Annotated in this window: 2 protein-coding genes and 1 pseudogene; 1 reads left to right on the top strand and 2 read right to left on the bottom strand. The window is 62.1% G+C overall.

The genetic code is table 11. The features are described from left to right. A pseudogene (locus tag EOA38_RS34440) lies at positions 1-148 on the bottom strand (DNA polymerase IV); the annotation flags it as partial. 321 nt (positions 149-469) lie between these two features. Then, on the bottom strand, positions 470-850 hold the full coding sequence (locus EOA38_RS34435; protein WP_126094650.1) for a cupin domain-containing protein: 381 nt from the start codon (positions 848-850) through the stop codon (positions 470-472). An 894-nt stretch (positions 851-1,744) separates the two neighbouring features. Here EOA38_RS34435 and EOA38_RS34425 point away from each other — a divergent pair. Continuing rightward, a complete protein-coding gene (locus tag EOA38_RS34425) occupies positions 1,745-2,050 on the top strand; it encodes a hypothetical protein (RefSeq protein ID WP_348627548.1) in 306 nt (101 codons plus the stop codon). Positions 2,051-2,182 lie beyond the last annotated feature (132 nt).

Here is a 2,182-nt window from a genome sequence, read left to right as displayed (position 1 = left end):
CGCCGAAGACCTTCGCCTCATAGGAGGCGGCCAGCACCACGCCGCCGCCAACCGCGATTGGTTTGCCGCGCAGCGACGGGTCGAGCAACTGCTCGACCGAGGCGTAGAAGGCGTCGAGATCGGCATGCAGGATGGTGGCGGCATCCATGGCGGGCATCGCGCGCTTCCGTTCCCATCGTGCGGCGTTGCAGCATTAGCTGCATCTTTTGTAAGGGATGTTTGCCAAACAAAAAGAGAACAAAAGAGGTCTACTGTCAAGCCGCCACGCCAAACCGTGCAAACCTCCACAATCCGGCGCAACCGGAAGGTTTGTGCGGTTGCGGTGGTAATCTCTCCTTGAGGGGCAATGGCCGCGAAGCGGCCAGAGGGCTTGTCTCGCGTTGAGCGCCAACTTTCGCGCCAAATGGCGTCTCGCGACGACCCTCTGTTCTACGGCGACACCTCAAGGAGGGAGATTGGCAGTGCCATCTTATGCCGGCTTGGCGTATTGCTCGGCGCTGAGCACCTCGATGCACTGGAACGGCTGATTGCCTTCCACCCAGGCGTCGTGGCCGGGCGGAATGGTGTAGGACGTGCCGGCCTCGAAGGCCTTCTGCGTCCCGTCGTTCATGCGCACGGTGATCGTTCCGGACACGACGTAGCCGACATGCGAGACCTGGCAGCTATCGGTCTTGACCACCGGTTTCACGCATTCCGACCACTTCCAGCCCGGCTGCATGTTCAGCCGCCCGAGCGTGAAGCCCGGCAGCCGCACGATTTCGACACGTGTCTTGGCGGGCGAGCGAACCTCGTCGGGATTGTTGTGCGACTTGGATTCGAGTTTGGTGACGTTCATTGGAGCTTCGGCCATGGCATCCCCCCATATTCCATGAGTCCAAGCGGAACCTGACGCCGCGATCGTCGGCGACCGCTGTCCGATTCATACGCCTTTCAATCCGGGATTGCTAATTTAAATGCAAAGACAAGCAGTCGCGGCCCGGGAAAAAAGGCCCGCGTCTTCCGAGGAAGCGCGCGGGCCGAAGCTGGAGTAGCCTTTTAATCAACGCGTTCGCCGGCCAACTGGTTGCGCCTGCCCGCGCGGCCAGGGCGGGACCGGGAGGCGAATGGCCCGGCCCTGGGGCTGCGGTCCCTCGCGCCGGCGGGACTGAGGTCCCACCTTGCAGCGCAGAGGCCCGAATGGCGGATTTCTTGAAACAAGTGCGGCGGCAGTTCATTGGCTCGGAGGCCGTCGAAAAAAGTCCCTTCATCGGCGGCTGACGGAGCGCCCGCCATTTCCTGCGATGTGGCGGGCAGCTCCACAGCAATTCCAGGAAAAGTGCGTAGCGGTTTTCCGTCCGGAATTGCGACGAACAAACAGAGCAATTCCAGGAAAAGTGCGTAGCGGTTTTCCGTCCGGAATTGCGACGAACAAACAGAGCAATTCCAGGAAAAGTGCGTAGCGATTTTCCGTCCGGAATTGCGTACAGCAAATGGTTAGAGCAGTTGAGCGAACTACCCCAGGGAGATATCCGTGCAGCCCGGCGAGTTATCGCGAACCTATTCGTCGGCCTTCTGCTGGCAGCAGTGACCGCAGGCATCTTCCTCGTCTTCGGCAGGCCGCTCTGGCCGGAGCGACGGGCGCAGATGGTCATCCTGCTTCCGGTCGATCCGACCCGACCGGATCCGCGCGCGGCGCCTGCTTCGAGCCTTGCCTGCCGCCCCGCTTCGATCTCAGCCGCGCGCCGCGGAGACCGCCGTCCAGTTCGTGAGCTGGAACCCGATCGTGCATCCCGCCGTTGATTGCTTCGAAGGGATGGCGCTGGCGGAGGCCGTCATGGACAGTTTCGAACTCATCGATCTTCTTTGCATCGTCGACGCCTGCGCGAGCGATCGCTCGGCCGGGCGTCTTATCTCAATGTCGAAAGCCGTCGAGGAACTGCGCGTCTTGACCGGCGACTTCGTCTCGTCGGACGAGGCGGCTGCGAACGCCTTGAGCCAGGTGGCGCTGAAACGCGGTTGCGCGGTGCTCTTCGACGAACAGCCGGGCGCCGATATCGTGGGCGAGCTGTGATCTCCCCCGGAGGGGATATTGGCGCTCACTTCACCAGCTTGATCATCCTGCCGGCGTACATCTCGCGGTTGCCGAGTTCGGCCGCGCAGTCTGCCTTCACGGCCGAGGTTCCCGTCATCTGCACGATATTGC

Origin of the sequence: Mesorhizobium sp. M1E.F.Ca.ET.041.01.1.1, assembly GCF_003997355.1 — a bacterium.
In the GTDB taxonomy this organism is placed as follows: Bacteria; Pseudomonadota; Alphaproteobacteria; order Rhizobiales; family Rhizobiaceae; genus Mesorhizobium.
This window is presented reverse-complemented; position numbering and strand designations above follow the sequence as displayed.

Excerpts from the sequence above, each read along its gene's own strand:
- EOA38_RS34435 (WP_126094650.1), bottom strand. The coding sequence starts at position 850 with ATGGCCGAAGCTCCAATGAACGTCACCAAACTCGAATCCAAGTCGCAC.